Annotated in this window: 17 protein-coding genes and 1 pseudogene; 12 read left to right on the forward strand and 6 right to left on the reverse strand. The window is 71.4% G+C overall.

Annotated elements, in window-relative coordinates:
• Window positions 1-8: 8 nt before the first annotated feature.
• Window positions 9-266: a hypothetical protein gene (locus ACZ3IC_RS09290; protein WP_467414214.1), complete on the forward strand. Its 258-nt coding sequence runs from the start codon at window positions 9-11 to the stop codon at window positions 264-266.
• 98 nt (window positions 267-364) lie between these two features.
• A complete protein-coding gene (locus ACZ3IC_RS09295) occupies window positions 365-793 on the forward strand; it encodes a TIGR03668 family PPOX class F420-dependent oxidoreductase (RefSeq protein WP_467414216.1) in 429 nt (142 codons plus the stop codon).
• A gap of 288 nt (window positions 794-1,081) precedes the next feature.
• Here the strand turns inward: ACZ3IC_RS09295 and ACZ3IC_RS09300 are convergent, their stop codons facing one another.
• Together ACZ3IC_RS09300 and ACZ3IC_RS09305 are read right to left on the reverse strand one after the other, a co-directional pair.
• On the reverse strand, window positions 1,082-1,855 hold the full coding sequence (locus ACZ3IC_RS09300; RefSeq protein ID WP_467414219.1) for a sugar phosphate isomerase/epimerase family protein: 774 nt from the start codon (window positions 1,853-1,855) through the stop codon (window positions 1,082-1,084).
• A gap of 200 nt (window positions 1,856-2,055) precedes the next feature.
• Window positions 2,056-2,253, reverse strand: coding sequence for a hypothetical protein (locus ACZ3IC_RS09305; RefSeq protein WP_467414221.1), 198 nt, complete (start codon window positions 2,251-2,253; stop codon window positions 2,056-2,058).
• On the opposite strand from ACZ3IC_RS09305, the gene ACZ3IC_RS09310 reads away from it, so the two are divergent.
• From ACZ3IC_RS09310 to ACZ3IC_RS09335, 6 genes are all read left to right on the forward strand, one after another.
• Window positions 2,248-2,457, forward strand: coding sequence for a hypothetical protein (locus tag ACZ3IC_RS09310; protein WP_467414223.1), 210 nt, complete (start codon window positions 2,248-2,250; stop codon window positions 2,455-2,457). The genes ACZ3IC_RS09305 and ACZ3IC_RS09310 overlap by 6 nt on opposite strands.
• Window positions 2,458-2,836: 379 nt before the next feature.
• A complete protein-coding gene (tdh, locus tag ACZ3IC_RS09315; protein ID WP_467414226.1) occupies window positions 2,837-3,865 on the forward strand; it encodes an L-threonine 3-dehydrogenase in 1,029 nt (342 codons plus the stop codon).
• 36 nt (window positions 3,866-3,901) lie between these two features.
• Window positions 3,902-5,095, forward strand: coding sequence for a glycine C-acetyltransferase (locus tag ACZ3IC_RS09320; protein ID WP_467414227.1), 1,194 nt, complete (start codon window positions 3,902-3,904; stop codon window positions 5,093-5,095).
• Window positions 5,096-5,185: 90 nt separating this feature from the next.
• Window positions 5,186-6,118, forward strand: coding sequence for a LysR family transcriptional regulator (locus ACZ3IC_RS09325; protein WP_467414229.1), 933 nt, complete (start codon window positions 5,186-5,188; stop codon window positions 6,116-6,118).
• Between the two features lie 126 nt (window positions 6,119-6,244).
• Window positions 6,245-6,490 carry a hypothetical protein gene (locus tag ACZ3IC_RS09330; RefSeq protein ID WP_467414231.1) on the forward strand — a complete coding sequence of 82 codons (246 nt, stop codon included), beginning with the start codon at window positions 6,245-6,247 and terminating at the stop codon, window positions 6,488-6,490.
• Between the two features lie 71 nt (window positions 6,491-6,561).
• Window positions 6,562-7,689: an aminopeptidase P family protein gene (locus ACZ3IC_RS09335; RefSeq protein ID WP_467414233.1), complete on the forward strand. Its 1,128-nt coding sequence runs from the start codon at window positions 6,562-6,564 to the stop codon at window positions 7,687-7,689.
• Between the two features lie 197 nt (window positions 7,690-7,886).
• Here ACZ3IC_RS09335 and treZ read toward each other — a convergent pair whose 3' ends face one another.
• Window positions 7,887-9,668, reverse strand: a complete 1,782-nt coding sequence (gene treZ / locus ACZ3IC_RS09340) for a malto-oligosyltrehalose trehalohydrolase (RefSeq protein ID WP_467414234.1) — start codon at window positions 9,666-9,668, stop codon at window positions 7,887-7,889.
• 220 nt (window positions 9,669-9,888) lie between these two features.
• Here treZ and ACZ3IC_RS09345 point away from each other — a divergent pair, with 220 nt between their 5' ends.
• A complete protein-coding gene (locus tag ACZ3IC_RS09345) occupies window positions 9,889-11,019 on the forward strand; it encodes an alpha-L-fucosidase (RefSeq protein WP_467414235.1) in 1,131 nt (376 codons plus the stop codon).
• A 115-nt stretch (window positions 11,020-11,134) separates the two neighbouring features.
• Here ACZ3IC_RS09345 and ACZ3IC_RS09350 read toward each other — a convergent pair.
• Window positions 11,135-11,293 (reverse strand): annotated as a pseudogene (locus tag ACZ3IC_RS09350) (GNAT family N-acetyltransferase); the annotation flags it as partial.
• 353 nt (window positions 11,294-11,646) lie between these two features.
• Between ACZ3IC_RS09350 and ACZ3IC_RS09355 the strand changes: the two are divergent.
• Window positions 11,647-12,738, forward strand: a complete 1,092-nt coding sequence (locus ACZ3IC_RS09355; RefSeq protein WP_467414726.1) for a cytochrome P450 — start codon at window positions 11,647-11,649, stop codon at window positions 12,736-12,738.
• Here ACZ3IC_RS09355 and treY read toward each other — a convergent pair.
• Both treY and glgX read right to left on the reverse strand, forming a co-directional pair.
• On the reverse strand, window positions 12,698-15,094 hold the full coding sequence (treY, locus tag ACZ3IC_RS09360; RefSeq protein ID WP_467414238.1) for a malto-oligosyltrehalose synthase: 2,397 nt from the start codon (window positions 15,092-15,094) through the stop codon (window positions 12,698-12,700). The genes ACZ3IC_RS09355 and treY overlap by 41 nt on opposite strands.
• Before the next feature lie 136 nt (window positions 15,095-15,230).
• Entirely contained in the window at window positions 15,231-17,390 is a 2,160-nt protein-coding gene (gene glgX, locus ACZ3IC_RS09365) for a glycogen debranching protein GlgX (protein WP_467414239.1), read from the reverse strand.
• A 371-nt stretch (window positions 17,391-17,761) separates the two neighbouring features.
• On the opposite strand from glgX, the gene ACZ3IC_RS09370 reads away from it, so the two are divergent.
• Together ACZ3IC_RS09370 and ACZ3IC_RS09375 are read left to right on the forward strand one after the other, a co-directional pair.
• Complete coding sequence (locus tag ACZ3IC_RS09370) at window positions 17,762-18,994, forward strand: SAV2148 family HEPN domain-containing protein (protein WP_467414241.1); 1,233 nt, start codon at window positions 17,762-17,764, stop codon at window positions 18,992-18,994.
• 187 nt (window positions 18,995-19,181) lie between these two features.
• Entirely contained in the window at window positions 19,182-19,910 is a 729-nt protein-coding gene (locus ACZ3IC_RS09375) for an exonuclease domain-containing protein (protein WP_467414242.1), read from the forward strand.
• Window position 19,911 lies beyond the last annotated feature (1 nt).

The following is a 19,911-nucleotide window of genomic DNA, read 5'->3' on the forward strand; positions in this document are numbered from 1 at the left end:
TCCGACGGGTGGCGCAGTTCGGAGACGCGTGGTCGGCCAACAGCGTGTCGCCGCAGGAGCTCGGTCCGCAGATCGAGCGGCTGCGCGCCCTTGCCGGCCGAGAGGTGCCGGCGATGGTGTACGCGGTGCCCGACGATGCCGAGCAGATCGAGGGCTACCGCCGTCTGTGGGTCGAGAGGCTGCTGTTCCACGTGCCGACGATGCCCGAACGGGAGACGCTGGAGTACCTGGACCGACTGGCCGAAGTCACTGCCCGGTACCGCTGAGGTGCCGGGAACCGCTGCGTCTCGGGAATGTGGGACAGATTCGAATCCCGTGACCGCCGTGACCACCGTGACCGCCGTGACCGCCGGAAAGAGGTGCGATGCCCACTCTGACGAGCGCTGAGGCACGGGAGCGGTTCGCCGCGGCGCGCATCGCCCACCTCGCGACGGCCGATACGGAGGCCCGCCCGCACCTGGTTCCGGTGGTGTTCGCCCTGGACGGTGACGCGGTGATGCTGGCCGTGGACCAGAAACCGAAGCGGACGACGTGGCTGAAGCGCCTGGCCAACATAGCCGCCAATCCGTCGGTTTGCCTGCTCACCGATCACTACGAGGAGGACTGGGACTGCCTGTGGTGGGCACGGGCCGACGGCACGGCTCGATTGCTCCCGCCGCCGGATCGGTCCCCCGAGGCAGCCCGCTGCATTGGCCTGCTCAGGGCGAAATACCAGCAGTACGCCGACCTGCCGCCCGGCGGACCGGTGGTCGAAGTCTCGGTTCTGTGCTGGAGCGGCTGGCGCGCGTCGTGACAGCATGTCGTCGGAGAGTGCGCGCACGGCAGCGATCAGCCTGTGACCGAGGGGACTTGGGTGAACTCCGTCCGGGGCCAGCTCCGCCGCCCCCTCTCCTCTGCGGCACGGGGCAGGGCGAGGTCCGCACGAACCACCTGGGCGTCGTTGGCGAGCGCGGCGCGAAGGACGGCGTCGGTACGGGGCGACAAGTCCTCGTACCAGTCCTGCTGGTCGGAGGTGACCGGGAGCAGGAAAGGGGTGATGACGACCAGTTGTGCGGACAGTTTCTGCGCGGTGTGCGTTCGGCTACGCCGTAGGACCAGGTCGGTGAGTTGCCACGCGCCGCAGCGTCGCTGCCTCGCGCGCCAGCACGGCGGGATCGTCGCAGGGCACGAACTCCAAGAGCGCATCGAGCCCGACGCGTCGGCCCTTCAGCAGGTCGAAGACCCCGGCCCACAGGTCCTCACGATCTGCCAGCCGCAGTCGGTGATTGCCCGGCCACCACGAGAAGACATGCACCGCGCTGACCCGGTCGCCGAGCTCGGCAAGTCCCGCCAGCGCCTCCTCGTCGGCGGCGTCGAGCGGCGGCTGCCAGTAAGTGCGGAGATTGTCCGCGCCCACCTCGTCCAGCAGCCGGAGGGTCGAGGTGACGGTGTCGGTGAGGGTCCTCGAATGGAACTCCAGCGCGAGCTCCACCCCGTGGTCCGCGGCGATCTTGGCCGCCTCCCGCAGGCCGGCCACGATCCCGCGCCGCTCCTGCGGCGTGGCGGCCCGCGACCCGACTTCGCCCGCCCAGACCCGCACCCGCGGCGCCCCGAGGAGCACCGCGGCACGGGCGACCGCCGGGAATTGGGCCGACTCGCCCGGGGTGGCGCGGAAGTACGAGCCGTACGAGCAGCAGACGAGCCCGTACCTGTCGGAAGCGTCACGGGCCGCGCGGACAGCGCCGGGCTCCTCCGGCGGCGCGTGCACGTCCGCTCCCCACTCGACCACTTCCAGGCCCGCGTCCGCGGCGCAGCGTGCGACCTCGTCGGCGGGCAGTCGCCGGAAGGTGACCGAGCACAGACCCAGCCTGGTCACGGTGTCACCCGATCCGGTCGGTGGACGGCTCGGAACGCGGTACGCCGCACTACGCATCTTCTCCTCACGGTCAGGACATCCCCTTTCTGCGGTCGCCTCGCGGCGGCTCTTCTGTGGCCCTTCTCGGGGCCGTACGGTGGCGGCCGGCGGGTCGGCGGGTCGGCGGGCCGTCTCGCCGGCGCCCCGTCACCGGTGGCCGCTCACGATGCGTTCGGACCTACGTCCGCGGTCGTGAGGGGATGGCGGAGGGCGGGCAGTGTCGAGTATTCGTCAGCACCGGTGTCCCGCGTGCTGCCGCGCGGGTTGTCGTCGATGTCATCGGTCACGGCAGGGCTGCCCAGCGTGGCCGCGCCGATTGCCGGGCTTCCCGTGCTCCTGAGGAACGTGCGTCGTTGCATGATGGCCTCCTGTTGCGACAAGGACGTACCGGGCCGGATCCGTACAGCCCCCGCGGCTGGGCGTACCGGCCCCACCTCGCCGGTGCCCTCGGGGCCGAGCGTCACCGTCTCGGACGGCTTGTGCTCGACGAACTCCGCCGCTTCGTACGGGACCAGCCTCTCCAGTACGCCATCGACCCCACCCGCGCCGCGTCGCTGGCCTGACGTCGCAGAAGCCGCACCGGCACTGGCGGCCCCGGCACGGCGGTACGGGCCGCGACAACCTGCCGCAGGAGCTCGGCGACTGATCACGGGCACGTTCGCGGGGGCCGGTCGCCCGTTTGACCTGCTTGAGAGGCGGCCGGCCCTCCGGCGGCACCGGCCGCCGGCATGAAGCGGAGCTGCGGGCGCGCTTAAGAAAACCTCGATGGACCTGTGGCGCGGGGTGCGGCAGATTTCTCCGTGACGGCAGAGGATGGTGCGCGGCAGCCGATCGACGCGTGCTGCCATGCCGTCCCTCTCATTCTTCCCCGGGCCGCAGGCTTCCTCAGAGCTGCCCCCGGCCCGGGGTACTCAACGCCGTACAGCGCAGGGAGCCACAGCCGTGAAGGCACTCGTGAAGCAGAAGGCCGAGCCGGGACTCTGGCTGATGGACGTGCCCGAGCCGGAGATCGGCCCCTCGGACGTACTGATCAAGGTGCTCCGCACCGGCATCTGCGGCACCGATCTGCACATCCGGAACTACGACGGCTGGGCCCAGCAGGCCGTAAAGACCCCGCTCGTCCTCGGCCACGAGTTCGTCGGCGAGGTCGCGGAGACCGGCGCCGATGTCGTCGACATCACCGTCGGCGACCTGGTCAGCGGCGAGGGCCACCTGGTGTGCGGGAAGTGCCGCAACTGTCTGGCCGGACGTCGCCACCTGTGCCGCTCCACGCTCGGGCTCGGCGTCGGCCGGGACGGGGCGTTCGCCGAGTACGTCGCCCTGCCCGCGTCCAACGTCTGGGTGCACCGGGTCCCCGTCGACCTCGATGTCGCCGCGATCTTCGACCCGTTCGGCAACGCTGTGCACACCGCGCTCTCGTTCCCGCTGGTCGGCGAGGACGTACTGATCACCGGCGCCGGCCCCATCGGCATCATGGCCGCCGCCGTCGCCAAGCACGCGGGCGCCCGTAACGTCGTCATCACCGACGTCAGCGAGGCCCGGCTGGAACTGGCCAGGAAGGTCGGCGTCAGCCTCGCCCTCAACGTCGGCGAGGAGACCATTGCCGCAGGGCAGAAGCGCCTCGCACTGCGCGAGGGATTCGACATCGGCCTGGAGATGTCCGGTCGGCCCGAGGCGATGCGCGACATGATCGCGAACATGACGCACGGCGGCCGGATCGCCATGCTCGGACTGCCGTCCGAGGAGTTCGCCGTCGACTGGTCCCGCATCGTGACCTCGATGATCACCATCAAGGGCATCTACGGCCGCGAGATGTACGAGACCTGGTACGCCATGTCCGTACTTCTGGAAGGCGGCCTCGACCTCGCCCCCGTGATCACCGGCCGGTACGGCTACCGAGACTTTGAAGCGGCCTTCGACGACGCGGCGAGCGGCCGCGGCGGCAAGGTCATCCTCGACTGGACCTCCTGACCCGACGCCCTCGAAGACAGCTGGGAGACACCCCTCATGTTCGACTCCGTACGCGACGACATGCACACCACCCTCGACGAGATCCAGGCCGCCGGACTGCACAAGCCCGAGCGCGTGATCGGCACCCCGCAGTCCGCGACCGTCGCCGTCACCGCGGGCGGCCGCCCCGGCGAGGTGCTCAACTTCTGCGCCAACAACTACCTGGGCCTCGCCGACCACCCCGATGTGATCGCCGCCGCCCACGAGGCGCTGGACCGCTGGGGCTACGGCATGGCCTCGGTCCGCTTCATCTGCGGCACCCAGGAGGTCCACAAGGAGCTGGAGCAGCGGCTCTCCACGTTCCTCGGCCAGGAGGACACGATCCTCTACTCCTCCTGCTTCGACGCCAACGGCGGTGTCTTCGAGACCGTCCTCGGCCCGCAGGACGCGGTCATCTCCGACGCCCTCAACCACGCCTCCATCATCGACGGCATCCGCCTCTCCAAGGCCAAGCGCTTCCGCTACGCCAACCGCGACATGGACGACCTGGAGAAGCAGCTCAAGGAGGCGTCCGACGCCCGGCGCCGGCTCATCGTCACCGACGGCGTCTTCTCCATGGACGGGTACGTGGCCCCCCTGCGCGAGATCTGCGACCTGGCCGAGCGCTACGACGCCATGGTCATGGTCGACGACTCGCACGCCGTCGGCTTCGTCGGCCCCGGCGGCCGCGGAACGCCCGAGTTGCACGATGTGATGGACCGCGTCGACATCATCACCGGCACCCTCGGCAAGGCGCTCGGCGGTGCGTCCGGCGGCTATGTCGCGGCCCGCGCCGAGATCGTCGCGCTGCTGCGCCAGCGCTCCCGCCCGTACCTCTTCTCCAACTCGCTCGCCCCGGTCATCGCGGCGGCCTCGCTCAAGGTCCTGGACCTGCTGGAGGCCGCAGGCGACCTGCGCGAGCAGCTCAATGCCAACACCGCGCTCTTCCGTAACCGGATGACCGAGGAAGGCTTCGACGTCCTGCCCGGCGACCACGCCATCGCCCCCGTCATGATCGGGGACGCGGCGAAGGCAGGCCGGATGGCGGAGCTGCTCCTGGAGCGCGGTGTGTACGTGATCGGGTTCTCGTACCCGGTCGTCCCGCAGGGCGCGGCCCGTATCCGCGTCCAGCTCTCCGCCGCCCACTCCACGGCGGATGTGAACCGGGCCGTGGACGCGTTCGTCGACGCGCGGGCCGCGCTGGGGGAGTAGCGGCGCCGGGGCGGGGCGCCGTACGCGACCCCGCCCGGGAGCCTCACCCGGGCGGCCGGGTTCCCTCCGTGACCTGGGACAATGGGTCACATGATCGATGCACGACGGCTGCGCGTCCTCCGTGCGGTGGCGGACCATCGCACGGTGACTGCCGCAGCAGCCGCGCTGTATCTCACGCCCTCCGCCGTCTCCCAGCAGCTCGCGGCGCTGGAGCAGGAGACCGGGCACCGGCTGGTCGAACGCAACGCGCGCGGCGCCCGGCTCACCCCCGCCGGGGAGATCCTGCTGACCCACACCAACGCGGTCCTCGCCCAGCTGGAACGGGCCGAGGCGGAGCTCGCCGCATACGACGCGGGGGACGCCGGCACGGTCACGGTCGCCGCGTTCGCCACCGGCATCGGCCTGGTCCTCGCCCCCGCGATCGCCGAACTGACCCTCACCGCGCCCGGCATCCGGGTCCGTGTTCAGGACGCGGAGGGCGACGAGAGCGTCCCGATGGTGCTGGACCGGCAGGTCGACGTCGCGGTCGCCGTCGAGTACCGCGGCGCCCCGGGCGAGGACGACCGGCGGCTGACCCGGGTGCCCCTGTACTCGGAGCCGTTCGACGCGGTGCTGCCGGTGGAACACCGGCTGGCCGGTCAGGAACAGGTGGCGATCGCCGACCTGGAGAAGGACTCGTGGATCGGCCCGTACCCCGGCAACCCCTGCCATGACGTGGTTGTCCTGTCCTGCGAGTTCGCCGGGTTCCAGCCGAGGCTGGAGCACTCCTCGGACGACTTCCGCGCGGTGGTCGCGCTGGCCGGGGCGGGTGCCGGGGTGGCGCTGGTGCCGCGGTCGGCGCTGCGGGGGATGGAGCTGACCGGGGTGGTGGTGCGGCCGGTGAAGGGCAGCGCGCCGACCCGCCGCGTCTTCGCCGCGGTGCGGCACGGCGCGGAAGGGCATCCGCTGATCGCGCCGGTGCTTGACGCGCTGGCCACGGCGGCGGTACGGGAGGCGGCGCCGGCGCTGCCCGCCCTGCCCTGACGCGCGCCGGGGGCGGGATGTCGGCCGCCCGCGACGCGCGTCCGTGGTGGTGCCGTCCTCGCCCGCACGGCCGTCACGGACCGAGCCGGCCGCACCGGGGGTGCCATACGGGCTCACCGCCGGCGCGTGAGCACGAACTTGCACGACGAAGGGGCCTGGGCGCCCGTGCACGGTCTGCTGGACGCGGCCTGGTTCCTGGAGCTCGAACCGGGCCTGCGGGTCCGCCGACTCGTCGACCGGTATGTGCGGTTCGGCAAGCCCCGTCCGTACGCGGAGCACTGGGTGGCCGGGGCCGACGAGCCCAACGGACGCCTGGTCGAGCGGGGCCGTCCCCGCGCCGGCCTCGTCGTACGGCGGCCTCCGGAAACCTGACCCCTGCTCGCGTGGACCGGCACGCACGGGCAGGATGCTGTATGCCGTGTCGCGTCGCCAGGAGGTCCCGCATGTCCAGCCCGAACCAGCCCGTACCGTTCACTGCCGACGACTACCGGGCCCGGATGACGCGTGCCGCCGCGAGCGCCGCCAAGGCCGGGCTCGCGGGCGTGCTGGTCGCCCCCGGACCCGATCTCGTGTATCTCACCGGCTACCAGCCCGTGAACACCGAACGCCTCACCGTCCTTGTACTCACGCCGGGCCAGGACCCGGTCCTCGTCGTTCCGACCCTGGAGGCCCCGGACGCCGAGAAGGCCGTTGGTGCGCCCGCCCTGACCCTCCGGGACTGGACCGACGGCAAGGACCCGTACGCCGTCACCGCCCCGCTGCTCGACGGCCGGGGCCGGTTCGCGGTCAGCGACAACGCCTGGGCGATGCATCTGCTCGGTCTCCAGCGGACGCTCCCGGACAGCTCGTACGTCTCCCTCACCGAGGCCCTGCCGATGCTGCGCGCGGTGAAGGACGCCGCCGAGCTGGAGCGGATCGCGGCCGCCGGGGCCGCCGCCGACGCCACGTACGGCGAGATCCTCAAGGTGCGCTTCGCCGGCCGCAAGGAGACCGACATCGCCGCCGATCTGGCCGCACTGCTCAAGCAGTTCGGGCACTCCCAGGTCGACTTCACCGTCGTCGGCTCCGGCCCCAATGGCGCCAATCCGCACCACGAGGCGGGCGACCGCACCATCGAGCACGGCGACATGGTCGTGCTCGACTTCGGCGGCCTCAAGCACGGCTACGGCTCCGACACCTCCCGTACGGTGCATGTCGGTGAACCCACCGCCGAGGAGCAGCGGGTCCACGACATCGTGCGGGAGGCCCAGGAGGCGGGCTGCAACGCGGTCCGGCCCGGTGTCGCCTGCCAGGAGATCGACCGGGCGGCCCGCGCCGTCATCACCGAATTCGGCTACGGCGAGCGCTTCATCCACCGCACCGGCCACGGCATCGGTGTCACCACCCACGAACCGCCCTACATGATCGAGGGCGAGGAGCAGCCGCTGGTGCCCGGCATGTGCTTCTCCGTGGAGCCCGGCATCTACCTGCCGGGCCGGTTCGGTGTCCGGATCGAGGACATCGTGACCGTGACCGAGGACGGCGGTCGGCGCCTCAACAGCACTGCGCGCGAACTGGCGATCGTCGAGTAGCCGGACGCGGGGCGGACGGGCCCGGCCCCACCGGTCGCGGTCGCTCAGCCGCTCCCGGACGTCGTACGGATATGGCAGCGGGCGGGCGCTCGCCGTGTCCGGCCGTCAGCTCCCAGCCCACGGCGCCGAGATTGTCGGTGAGCTGCTCGACCGTGAGCGCGCCGATGATGGGGGCCGTGACGCCCGGTCGCCCGAGATCAGTCGTCGGCCAGCACCACACACGACTCCGGCGGCAGATGCAGCAGCCCGTCGCCGCCCGGCGCCTGAACCGGCTCCCACGCGGCCACCACCCTGCCCGCGCCTCCCCGGCGCCGGCCGCCGCCCAGCGGGATCGTGGCCGGCTTATTGCCGAGGTTGACCGCGATCCGCAAATCGCCCCTCCGGTACGCCAGCCAGCGCGCCTGCTCGTCGTGGGCGGTCTGCACCGACGCCAGATCCGGGTCGTACAGGTCGGGCAGTGCGCGGCGCAGCGCGATCAGCTCGCGGTACCAGGCGTGCAGGCGGGCGTGCGGTTGCCGCGCCGGTTCGCTCCAGTCCAGGCAGGAGCGGTTCCGGGTGGCCGGGTCCTGCGGGTCGGGGATGTCGTCCGACGCCCAGCCGTGCGCCGCGAACTCCCGCCGTCTGCCGTCCCGGACCGCCTCGGCGACCGCCGGATCGGTGTGATCGGTGAAGAACTGCCAGGGGGTGCGGGCCCCCCACTCCTCGCCCATGAACAGCATCGGGGTGAAGGGCCCGGTCAGCACGAGGGCCGCGGCGCAGGCCAGCAGTCCGGGGGAGAGCGTGGCGGACAGCCGGTCGCCCAGTGCCCGGTTGCCGATCTGGTCATGTGTCTGGGCGTAGCCGACGAAGCGGTGGGCGGGGGTGTGCGCGACGTCGACGGGGCGGCCGTGCGTACGGCCGCGGAAGCTGGAGTACGTACCGTTGTGGAAGAACGCGCTCGTCACGGTCTTGGCGACGGCGGCCAGCGGAGCCGTGGCGAAGTCCGCGTAATAGCCTTGGGACTCACCCGTCAGCGCGGCGTGCAGGCCGTGATGGAAGTCGTCGTTCCACTGGGCGTGCAGACCGATGCCGCCGGATGTGCGCGGTGTCGTGGTCCGTGGGTCGCAGAGGTCGGACTCGGCGATCAGCGAGAGCGGACGGCCCAGTTCCGAGGCGAGCGCGTCGGTCGCCTCGGACAGCTCCTCCAGGAAGGTCAGTGCCCGGGTGTCGGCCAGGGCGTGGATCGCGTCCAGCCGCAGCCCGTCGAGCCGGTAGTCCCGCAGCCAGGCGAGCGCGCTGCCCAGCAGATAGGCCCGAACCTCGTCCGAACCGGGGGCGTCGAGGTTGACCGCCGCGCCCCACGGCGTGTGATGGGTCTCGGTGAAGTACGGGCCGAAGGCCGGGAGGTGATTGCCGGACGGGCCGAGGTGGTTGTGGACCACGTCCAGGACGACCGCGAGCCCGAGACCATGTGCGGTGTCGACAAAACGCTTGAGCCCTTCCGGGCCGCCGTACGGCTCGTGCACGGCCCAGAGCGACACCCCCTCGTACCCCCAGCCATGGGTACCGGGGAAGGGGCAGACCGGCATCAGCGACACATGGGTGATGCCCAGTTCGGCGAGATGGCCGAGCCGCTCCGCCGCGGCGTCGAAGGTGCCCTCGTCGGTGTACGTACCGATGTGCAGCTCGTACAGGACGGCGCCCGGGAGCCCCCGGCCCGCCCAGTCGCTGCGCCAGGTGTACGCCGAGTGGTCGACGACGGCGCTCTCGCCGTCCGGTCCGTCCGGCTGGCGGCGCGATCGCGGATCGGGCAGCACGGGCGCATCGGTCCCGCCGCCCTCGCCCTCGTTCAGAACGAAGCCGTAGCGGTCCCCGTCCGACGCCTCCGCCTCGGCCGTCCACCAGCCGTCCCGCAGGGGATCACGCCCCATCGCCCGCGGCGCACCCGCCAGCCGCAGTTCGACCGAGTCCGCATCCGGTGCCCATACCTCGAACAGCATGCAACGCTCCTCGTCTCCTCGCCCCCGTGCCCCATGGTCGGCAGTAGCCGCGACGGCTGACTCACAACACCGGATCGAGCCCGATACTGGCGATTAAGGTCTGTTTCTGATCACTGCCCCGCCAGGTTCTGCTCAATACGTACTCCTCAATACGCACTCCCCTTGCGGCTAGGTGCCCGGATCTTTCGAACGGCCCACTGAGTGATCAATACTTCGCGCCATGGTTGCTTCATGGTGGTCCCGGGCCCGACTGGGGATCTTTGTGCACTGGACGCCCGCCTCCGTACCGGGCTGGGCCCCGCCGTACGTCCCCGCGGACGAACTGCCCCTGGCGGGCCGCCGCTCACCGCTCGGCTGGACGTCGTACGCCGAGTGGTACGAGAACGCGCTCCGCTTCCCCGACAGCCCCGTCTCCGCCCACCACCGCGCCACCTACGGCACCCGCCCGTACACCGCCTTCGGGGGCGACTTCAACGACGCCCTGGACACCTGGGACCCCGCCGCATGGGCCCGCAGCTTCCGCGCCGCGGGCGCCCGTTACGCCGTCCTCGTGACCAAGCACCACGACGGCTTCTGTCTCTGGCCCTCCGAGGTCGGCAATCCGCACCGCACCGGCTGGCACACCTCGCGCGACGTGGTCGGTGAATTCGCCGAAGCCGTACGGGCCGAGGGGCTGCGCTTCGGCGTCTACTACTCCGGCGGCCTCGACTGGACCTTCGACGACCGGCCCATCGGTACCGGTGCGGACACCGTCTCGGCCGTCCCGCGCGGCAGCTACCCCGCGTACGCGGGCGCGCAGATACGCGAACTGATCCGCCGCTACCACCCCGACATCCTCTGGAACGACATCGCCTGGCCCGGCTCCCGCACCGACATCCAGCGGCTCGTCGAGTACTACCGCTTCACCGTCCCGCACGGCGTCGTCAACGACCGGCTGTTCCCCTACGCCCCGATGTGGCGCGCACTGCGACTCCCGGGCGCCAAAGCCCTGTACGACCGGTGGGAGCGCCGCACCATTGCCCAGGGCGAAGGCTTCGTCCCGCGCAAACCTCCGTACTACGACTTCCGCACACCCGAATTCGCCCGCTACACCGGCCCCGACCCGTACGAGATCAACCGCGGCATCGACCACAGCTTCGGCTACAACCGCAACTCCCCGCCCGAGGCGTTCCTCGGCCGTCAGGCGCTGGAATCGCTGGTGCGGGAGACGGCGTCCGACGGCGGCAATCTGCTGCTCAACGTGGGGCCGCGCGGCGAGGACGCGACGATCCCCGCCGAGCAGCAGCTCCGCCTGGACTGGCTGGCGGAACTCACTCCCGGACTCGCACCGGATGGATGCGTTCCTGGCTGATGCGATGACCGGCCCGAGCGAACGCGGCAGCCACCGGCGCATCGCCCCGGTCGGTGGCGCCCGCGATCAACTCGGCGCCCTCGGCCGCCAGGAAGTGCGTAGGGCGGGCCGCGCGGATCCGCGCCACCACGCGCTTGCCGCGCAGCGCCACCCACATCCACTCGGGCCGACGACGCCCGCTCTTCAGGTCCTCGGCGAGCTCGTGATCGAGTACGTACGACAGCCGGCGGAACAGCCCGAGCTCCTGCGGTCCGGCGAGCGGACGGATGGTCAATTCCTCGGCCCCCCTGCCTGAGAGCCCGCCGAAGGCCCGGCTGCTGCGGGCCAGGGCGACGGCTGCTGCGGGGCAGAGCGGCGGCGGGTGCGGAGGGCCCGCGGTGCGGAGGAGGCTGTGGTGTGGACCAGGGCGGTGGGCGCGGAGCGCGCCGCACATGGTGACGGTGCACGCGGCGGCCGTCGGCATCCTCCCGCCCGTTCCGCCCGGCCACCCACGCACTGGAACCCGGCCCGACCGGGCACACCTCCGTCACCCGGACGGCCGTTTGCCGACTGCGCACCGCCCCCGACAGTGATCCCCTGGTGAGGAACCGCGCCGCACACCGGCGCCCTGACGCCCCGGGGGTACGGATGCAGGCCGACGCGCCCGAAGGCATATCCGCACCGGACCTCGGCCGCCGAGCCGGCCGAACGGTGCGCGGCCCCCGCCCGGGCGCCGGCCCCAGCCTGCTCGCGCCCGGCGCGGCGCGTGACCCGTACCGCCTCTACCGGGTCCTGCGCGAGGAGTACCCGCTCAGCTACGACGCGCCCCTGCGCGCCTGGCTGGTCAGCCGGTACGCGGACGTGGCCACGGCCCTCACCGACCCCCGCTTCACCGGCTTCCCGCACGACGCCGCACCCCCCGGCGCCCCCGCCCCGCGCGGGCTCTGCCACGGCGGCCCCCGCTGCGCGCCCCGCGATCAGCGCCCGGCGACGCCCGGACCCGTGCCATGTCACATGCCGGACCTCGCGGCGGTGCCACGTCACATGGCCGCGCGGATCGAGCGGACCGCATACGTGCTGGCGCGCCGCATCGCGGGCCGCCAACAGGTCGATCTCGTCGAGGAGTTCTGCCGCTGGCTGCCCTTCGGCGCCGCCCCCGGCGCGAGCGCCCGACGCTACGCCGACCGGCTGTCCGGCACCACGCCCGGCATCGCGTACGGCACCACGCCCGGCACCGCGACCGCGGCCACCCCCTGCACCCGGCACACCGGCCTCCGTGAGACCGCGCTCGCCTCCTTCCTCGCCAACCTGCTGGACGCCCCCGACCTCCTGGCCGCCCTGCGCATCGAACCCGCCCTGGCCGTTCGGGCCTGGACGGAGTCACTGCGCCGTGACCCGCCCGTCCAGGTCGTGCTGCGCCGCACCGTCACCGAGGTCTCCCTCAGCGGCGGCGCGCTGCCCGCCGGGGCAGACGTCGCCTGCCTGATCGGCGCGGCCGGCCGCGATCCGGAACGGTTCGCCGCACCCGACCTCTTCGACCCCTTCCGCCGCGACCAGGGCCGCTCCCTCACCGGCCCGGTGGGCTGCCCGGCCGTCGTGCTCGGCCGGCTGGAGGCCCAGCAGGGCCTGCGCGCCCTGCTCGACGCGATGCCCCGGCTTCGCTGGGCGGACGGATTCCGTCCGGCCGGCACCGGGCTGCTCACGCGCGGCCCGCGGGCCCTTCTCGTCCGTCCCGGCTGAGCAGCGCCACCGGCCGTTCGGCGAAGAGCTCGTCCGCCGCCACCGTGGCCCCGATGAACTTCCGGCCGGGCGTCAGCAGATCGGTCCACGGCCCGTCGTCCGGCAGAGTCAGCTCCGTCCCGCGCCAGCCGCCCGACTCCGCCAGCCGCAACGACAGCCTGGTCACCGCGGTGACCACCTCGCCCGAGCGGCAGAAGGCCAGACAGTGCGCGGCCGCCGGACCTTGGGCGCTCAGTGGCGCGTACGCACCCGACTCGCCGAACACCTCCGGCCGTTCGCGCCGCAGCCGCAGCGCCGTCGCGGTGAGCTCGCCCTTCTCGCTGAAGGCCACGTCATCGGACGGGTGGCGGAACGGCCGCCGGTTGTCCGGGTCGACCAGCGCGATGTACTCCCGTTCCGTGCCCTGATACAGATCCGGCACACCCGGCATCGTCAGCTGCACCAGTGCCGCGCCGAGCACATTGGCCCGTACGTAGGGGTCGAGCGTGCCCGCGAACCGCTCCAGCGCCTCGCGCACCGGACCCTTGCCGGCGGCCGGTCCCGCCGCGACGAAGTCCGTCACCGTCCGCTCGTACGCCGGATCCGGCTCGGTCCAGCTGGTGAACTGACCCGACTCACGGACCGCTTTCAGCAGTGCGGGCTCCAGTCGGCCCGCCATCTCCCGGGCCGGCAGCCTCACACAGCCGTAGGCCGTCTGCCAGGCCTGCCAGGCGAGCTGCGCATCGGGAGCGGTCGCGGGAGTCACCCGCCCCAGCTCCACCAGCAGCAAGGACCACTGCTCCGGGCACTCCGTCAGCACCGCGATCCGGGCCCTGACATCGGCGCTCCGCTTGGTGTCGTGCGTGGTCAGCGTCGTGCCCGTGGCCGGCCAGTCACGCGCCAGCCGGGCACAGAACGCGTGGAACTCCTCCGGTGTCACCGCCGGATGCGCGGGATCGCCGCCCACCTCGTTCGCCGAGATCAGCGGTACGTACCGGTAGAACGCCGTGTCCTCGACCGACTTGGCGCGCAACGCCGACGCGGTCTGGGCGAACCGGGCGCAGAATGCGACCCGGTCGGTTCCCTCGCCCAACCGCCCCAGCGCCAGCTCCCGAACGACCTCGACGGCCGACGCCTCCTCAGGAACGGAGAACACCGCCTTCGCATCCCGCACGACCGCGTCCGTGAGCTCCGCCTCCGCCGTCTCCGTGCGGGGCCCGCCGGCTGTCACGTACGGGCGGTAGACGGGCATGCGCACCAGCAGTTCACGCACGGCGGTGTGCAGCGTCCACGGTGCGTGGTCGCGCAGTGCGGGGTCCCCGGCGCAGATGCGTACCGCGAGCCGGGTCAGCAGCGCGGTCTCGGCGGCAAGCTCATGCGTCACCACCCGGTACGCGGCCCGGCGGACGGTCGCCGTCCACTCACCGCCGCGGTCCCCGGCGGGTCCCGTGTACTCCCGGTAGCGGCCGAGCAGCTTCGCGGCGCCCATCGGGTCGACGAAGAGTCCGTCGATCCGGTGCAGTGCGTCGTACCCGGTCGTCCCCGCGACGGCCCAGTCCGCGGGCAGCGGCTCGGAACCGGTGAGGATCTTCTCCACCACGGTCCAACGCCCGCCGGCCGCCGCGGAGAGCCGATCCAGATAGGCCGAGGGATCGGCGAGCCCGTCGGGGTGGTCGATGCGCAGCCCGTCGACGACCCCGTCCCGGACCAGTTCGAGGATCTTGCCGTGGGTGGCGGCGAACACCTCGGGGTCCTCCACCCGCACCCCGATGAGGTCCGAGATGGTGAAGAACCGCCGGTAGTTCAGCTCGGTGCGGGCCAGCCGCCACCAGCCGAGGCGGTAGTACTGGGCGTCCAGCAGTTCGGGCAGCGGCAGGCGGGCGGTGCCGGCCCGGAGCGGGAACTCCTGTTCGCCGTAGCGCAGCACCTCCCCGTCGACCAGGAACCGGCCCATCTCGTCGCCGATCCGTCCGGCGAGCACCGGCAGCAGCATCTTGCCGCCGCCCGCCGCCCAGTCGATGTCGAACCAGCGGGCGTACCGGGACTCGGCGCCCTCGCGCAGCACCTCCCACAGCGCGTGGTTGTGGCGGGGGACGGCGGCCATGTGGTTCGGCACGATGTCCACGACCAGCCCGAGACCGTGCTCCCGCGCCGTGCGGGCCAAATCCCGCAACCCCTCCTCTCCGCCGAGTTCGGCGCGTACCCGGCTGTGGTCGACGACGTCGTACCCGTGTCTGGAGCCGGGCACGGCCTCCAGCACCGGGGACAGGTGCAGATGGGAGACGCCGAGCGCGGCGAGGTACGGCACGGCGTCTCCGGCGGCCGAGAACGGGAAGTCCGGCTGGAGCTGGAGCCGGTAGGTGGCGGTGGGCGTCATGCGCCGTTACGTACCCAGCCTGCGGGCTCCTGTGTCACCGAACGACGCAAAGGGCTCTTCCGGCGGTGTCGCCGGACGACCGAGCCCGCCGAGCGGGCCCCTCGCACCGCTCTTGAGGCCATGGGGAGACCGGGGCCTACGCGGCCCGTTGCAGCACCGCCATGCTCCGCCCGACCAGCGCCACACGTTCGCCCGCCGATACCTTCGGTCCCGAGCGGGGAAGGACCCCGGCCGGGCGCGCCGTGTCGACCACCACCATCCAGCGCCGGCCGTGGTTCACCGGAACGGAGAACTCCAGCGTCTCGGCGCTCGCGTTGAACATCAGCAGGAACGAGTCGTCGGAGATCCGCTCGCCGCGCGGCCCCGGTTCCGAGATCGCGTGACCGTTGAGAAAGACCGTCAGCGCCTTGGCGTGCGCGGCCTGCCAGTTCCGTTGTGTCATCTCGTCGCCCTCGGGCGTGAACCACGCGATGTCCGAGAGCTCGTCGTGCGTGCCCTCGACCGGACGTCCGTGGAAGAACCGGCGGCGCCGGAAGACCGGATGGTCGCGGCGGAGCCAGACCATCGCCCGGGTGAACTCCAGCAGACTGCTGCCGAGACCGTCCCCTTCGGCCGGAGCGTCCTCATTGGCATCGTCCCTCGCGGCCGGGTCGGGCCAGTGCACCCACGACAACTCGCTGTCCTGGCAGTACGCGTTGTTGTTGCCCAGCTGCGTGCGTGCGAACTCGTCGCCGTGGCTCAGCATCGGCACACCCTGCGACAGCATCAGCGTGGCGATGAAATTCCGCATCTGCCGTTCGCGCAGCTCCAGGACCTCCGGCTGGTCCGTGTCGCCCTCCGCGCCGCAGTTCCAGGACCGGTTGTGGCTCTCGCCGTCCCGGTTGCCCTCGCCGTTCGCCTCGTTGTGCTTCTCGTTGTACGAGACCAGGTCGTGCAGCGTGAATCCGTCGTGGCAGGTGGTGAAGTTGATCGAGGCGAGCGGCCGCCGTCCGTCGTCCTGGTACAGGTCCGAGGACCCCGTCAGCCGCCCGGCGAATTCGGCGAGGGTCCTCGGTTCGCCGCGCCACAGGTCCCGCACGGTGTCCCGGTACTTGCCGTTCCATTCGGTCCACAGCGGCGGGAAGTTCCCCACCTGGTAGCCGCCCTCGCCCACGTCCCACGGTTCGGCGATCAGCTTCACCTGGCTGACCACCGGGTCCTGCTGCACCAAATCGAAGAACGACGACAGCCGGTCCACCTCGTGGAACTGCCGGGCCAGGGTGGCGGCCAGATCGAAGCGGAAGCCGTCCACATGCATCTCCGTGACCCAGTACCGCAGCGAGTCCATGATCAGCTGGAGTACGTGCGGCGACCGCATCAGCAGGGAGTTCCCGGTCCCCGTGGTGTCCATGTAGTACCGCTGGTCGTCCGCGAGCCGGTAGTACGAAGCATTGTCCAGGCCCCGGAAGGAGAGCGTCGGACCCAGGTGGTTGCCCTCCGCGGTGTGGTTGTAGACCACGTCGAGGATCACCTCGATGCCGGCCTGATGCAGCGCCCGTACGACCTGCTTGAACTCCAGCACCTGCTCACCGCGGTCCCCCCAGGAGGCGTACGCGTTGTGCGGGGCGAAGAATCCGATGGTGTTGTAACCCCAGTAATTGGCCAGTCCCGCGTCCGCCAACCGGTGGTCCTGGACGAACTGGTGCACGGGCATCAATTCGATCGCCGTGACGCCCAGTTCCGTCAGATGGGCGATCACCTCCGGATGTGCCAGCCCCGCGTAAGTGCCGCGCAGTTCCTTCGGCAGCCCCGGATGGAGCATCGTCAGACCCTTCACATGGGCCTCGTAGATCACCGTGCGGTGGTAGTCGGTACGGGGCAGCCGGTCGTCGCCCCAGTCGAAGTACGGGTTGACCACGACCGACGTCATGGTGTGCGGCGCCGAGTCGAGATCATTGCGCGCGTCGGGCCGGCCGAACGGATAGCCGTACACCGCCTCGCCCCACCGGATCTGCCCGGCGACGGCCCTGGCGTACGGGTCGAGCAGCAACTTGGCCGAATTGCAGCGGGCGCCGCGCTCCGGTTCGTACGGCCCGTGGACCCTAAATCCGTACCGCTGACCCGGCATCACCCCCGGCAGATAGGCATGGCGGACGAAGGCATCGGTCTCCCTGAGCTCCACCGCCGTCTCGGAACCGTCGTCGTGCAGCAGGCACAACTCGATTCGGTTGGCGGCCTCCGAGAAGACCGCGAAGTTGGTCCCGGCGCCGTCGTACGTGGCACCGAGGGGATACGCCTGTCCCGGCCAGACCTGCATAGGTTCGACTCTTCCACTTCTGATCCGGGTGCCTGGAGGATGCTGATGGAGTGTGTGGGCTGCTTGAGCCAGATCTTCCCCGAAAGAGGTGCGCCTACCTAGGACGTCGCACGGTCCGGTCAACATCGGGCCTCTCCGTGTCGCCCGGAACCGGAATCCGGGGACCCGAGACGGTCGCACGCCCGGTACAGGGCCCCGAATGGGGGTGCCCAATCACTATGAATCCGCTCACTACGGCAAATCCTGCCGTCGGGAACGTGCCGATGCCATAGGCAAGTTGAGAAAGCAGCCTGCGCATCCGGCTGCACCGGCTCCCGCTCGCGGAGTACCCTTCCTTGATCGTTGATGGGGGAGTGGAAGGCGGTGCGCGGGTGAGCTCGGAAGGGTTCGAGCTACCTCCGGGTGACACAGGTCACGAGGGGGAATCCACCGATGCCCCGCCCGGGGCGGTGTCACTTGCGCGGCCCATGGAGATCGGCGCGGAACTGGACTGGGGAGCGGACGCCTGGAGCGAGGTGCGCACGCGCGCCCAGCGGGCCGGGCGCGCCTACATCTGGCTCAATCTCGTGGAGCAGCGGCTGCGCGCCGTGGTCGCCGCGGTGCTCCGGCCCATCTACGAGCCGGTCCACGGCGAGGACTGGGTGGTGGCCGCCGCCGGACCCGCCGGGCAGGAGTGGGTGCAGCGCGCCGTCGCCGTACGCGAGGTCTCCCGGCGTAAGGGCTATCTGCTGGACCCGGCCGACGACAACGTTCTCAGCTTCCTCACGCTGCCGCAGCTGCGTGAGCTGATGGTCCAGCACTGGCCCTGCTTCGAACCGTACTTCGACGACCGGCGCGAGGTGGAGCTGGCGCTCGACGAGCTGGAGGTCGCCCGCAACGTGGTCTCCCGCAACCGCGCCCTGAACGAGGCGGTCCTCGCCCAGGCCGAGCGCGCCTCGGCCCGGCTGCTGGAGATCCTGGGCAGCGGCGCCGCGGTCCCGTCGGCCGACCGGCTCCCGGTCGACGCCGTCGAGGAGCTGGTCGGCGACCGGTACGCGGACGTGGTCTCCGTCCACTCCGACCGGGTGCGGCTCCAGCGCCAGCTGCCCGCCGAGGATCTCTTCGGCGGTTCGCGTCGTCTTGACGCGATCGGCATAGGACTCAACCTGCTGGTGCAGAATTTCTCCGGCCGCAGACTGATCCGGCTCGCCGAGTCGGGCTGCCGGGTCCGGCTGCTCTTCATCAACCCGGCGAGCAGTGCGGTCAAGCGCCGGGAGCGGGAGCTGGGTCTCAAGAAGGGCGAGCTGAGCCGGTCGGTGGAGATGAACATCCTCCATATGCGCCGGGTCCGCTCCAAGCTCCGCGATCCGGGCGCCTTCGAGATCCATGTCTTCGACGAGACGCCGCGCTTCACGGCCTATCTCGTGGACGGCGACGGGACGGACGCGGTCGGGGTCGTCCAGCCGTATCTGCGCCGCGCACGCGGCATGGAGGCGCCCGTGCTGGTGCTGCGGGGCGGCGGGGGCGCGGTGGTCAGGGCGGGTCAGGACAGTGAGCACGGCCTCTTCGAGACGTACCGCGAGGAGTTCGAGTCGGTCTGGACGGACTCCAGGCCCGTCTCCTGACGCCCCTTCCAGCGTTGTCAGTGGTGCGTGCGAAGGTGGTCATCACTTGGGGAACGCACCACAGAAGGAGGTACGGGATGATTTGGCACCAGGAGTGCCCGGTCGGCTTCGGCCCGAAGACGAGCGGCACGGACCCGCTGGAGGCCCGGATCGCCACCGCCGCGGTCGTTGGGGTGGGGGCGGTCCGATGAGCTGGATCAGCGGGCCGTTGCTGGCGTTCGACCTGGAGACCACGGGGACGGATGTCGAGACCGACCGCATCGTGACGGCGGCGGTCGTCCGGCTGGAAGCGGACGGATCCGTGTCCAAGGAGCGGACCTGGCTGCTGAATCCGGGTGTGGCCATACCCGAGCAGGCATCGGCGATCCACGGCATCTCGACGGAACGTGCCCGCGAGCACGGGGTGCCGGCCGCCTCCGCGATCGAGGAGATCACCCGGGCCGTCGCCGACGGGATGCGCTCAGGGACGCCGCTGGTGGTGATGAACGCACGCTATGACCTGTCCCTGCTCGACCGTGAGTGCCGGCGGTACGCGGTCGAGTCGGTCAGCGAGCGACTGGGCGACGTGCCTTCGCCCGTCATCGATCCGTTGGTGATCGACAAGCATGTCGACAAGTACCGGAAGGGGAAGCGGGCCCTCCACGCGCTGTGCGCCCACTACGGGGTGTCGCTCGACGACGCGCACGACGCGAGGGCGGACGCCGTGGCCGCTGCCCGCGTAGTGCGGCGTATGGGGGAGAAGCACCAGCCGGTCGGCGTGATGCCGTTGGAGGACCTGCATGGCCTTCAGGTGCGCGCGGCAGCCGAGCAGTCGCTCTCCCTGCAGGCCTATCTGAGGCGCACCGCAGATCCGACGGCGGTCGTCGAGCCGGCCTGGCCGCTCATCCCCCGGAGGCGGGAGCCGGCAGGCGGTTGAG

It is taken from the genome of Streptomyces sp. NPDC002958, from assembly GCF_055563255.1.